Origin of the sequence: Psychrobacter sp. UBA2514 (assembly GCF_002341255.1) — a bacterium.
Taxonomy (GTDB): domain Bacteria; phylum Pseudomonadota; class Gammaproteobacteria; order Pseudomonadales; family Moraxellaceae; genus Psychrobacter; species Psychrobacter pacificensis.
In genome coordinates, this window is record NZ_DDNS01000011.1 from 2,413 (window position 1) to 3,168 (window position 756).

Annotated in this window: 2 pseudogenes; both read left to right on the forward strand. The window is 39.8% G+C overall.

Annotated elements, in window-relative coordinates:
- A pseudogene (locus B3V51_RS04030) lies at window positions 1–484 on the forward strand (alkene reductase); the annotation flags it as partial.
- 180 nt (window positions 485–664) lie between these two features.
- Window positions 665–756: pseudogene (locus B3V51_RS04035) on the forward strand (IS5/IS1182 family transposase); the annotation flags it as partial.

Genomic DNA, 756 nt, shown 5'->3' on the forward strand with positions numbered 1-756 from the left:
GTTCCTAAAAGAAGTGGTTGCTGCTGTGAGTGATGTGGTCGGTGCTGATCGTTTAGGCGTCCGTTTTGCGCCTTTGTTTGCTAGTACCGGTGAGGATCGTGTGTACTTGGGGCTGGTAGAATCAGATCCTCATCATACTTATATTGAAGCGGTTAAAGTACTTGAGAAAGCGGGCATCGCTTATTTGTCCATTGCAGAAGCTGATTGGGATAATGCACCTGATTTACCAGAGCCCTTTTATCAAGCGGTTAGAGCTGAGTTTTCAGGACGTATTATTTATGCGGGAAAATACACTGTAGAGAAATCGCTCAATATGTTATCTAAAGGTTATGGAGATTTATTTGCTTTTGGTCGTCCTTTTATTGCTAATCCTGATTTACCAGAGCGCATAGCTCATCATTGGCCGCTCAATGAGGTAGATCCAGCCACAATGTATGGTGGCACGGAAATAGGCTATAGCGATTATCCTTATTATCAAAAGTAGCTATTGAAAAAATAAGGCCATTCGTGGCCTTATTTTTTTATAAAGTGAATACTGGATTATGAAAATAATCGAAAATGGCGTAGATAATCTTAGTAGTGTTAAACATTGGCGACAAATTAATGGCAAAAAATAGCGAACGGTTAATCTTTAAGTCCTCACACAAAAAAGATATCGTTCGCTATGCCTCGCACCATGCTCAAAGATGAACACTGGACAAGACTGAAACCTATATTACTAGAACTTAATATCTATGTCATACTTCAAGCGAGGTT